Genomic DNA, 285 nt, shown 5'->3' with positions numbered 1-285 from the left:
GCGCTGAGCTATTATTTCATCTGACAAGCATCGTCTGGAATTTCATTCTTGAGCATTCTCGCTCGGAATGAGCGCATCGATGACACTGGCAAGCTGCATGTCACGTTCACCCGCCTCCATGGTACGCCTGAGTACTTCAAGCACAGTTGCAGCGGCGCTGCGGGCTGCCTCGATCAATGTATTCCCCCGCGTAAGCTTGGTGGTCAGAAGGCCGGTGAAAAGGTCACCAGTCCCCACAGGTACGATCGGCAGGCGCGGCGATATCAGTCGCGTGCGGGTCTCGTG

General features: G+C 56.8%; 1 pseudogene. It reads right to left on the bottom strand.

Going from position 1 to position 285, the window contains the following annotated elements:
• Positions 1-42: 42 nt before the first annotated feature.
• Positions 43-285 (bottom strand): annotated as a pseudogene (locus SB822_RS56425) (hypothetical protein); the annotation flags it as partial.

This window comes from Paraburkholderia sp. SIMBA_054 (assembly GCF_046534875.1).
Classification (GTDB): Bacteria; Pseudomonadota; Gammaproteobacteria; order Burkholderiales; family Burkholderiaceae; genus Paraburkholderia; species Paraburkholderia hospita.
The sequence above is the reverse complement of the archived record's forward strand: the minus strand, read 5'-3'. Positions and strand labels throughout refer to the sequence as shown.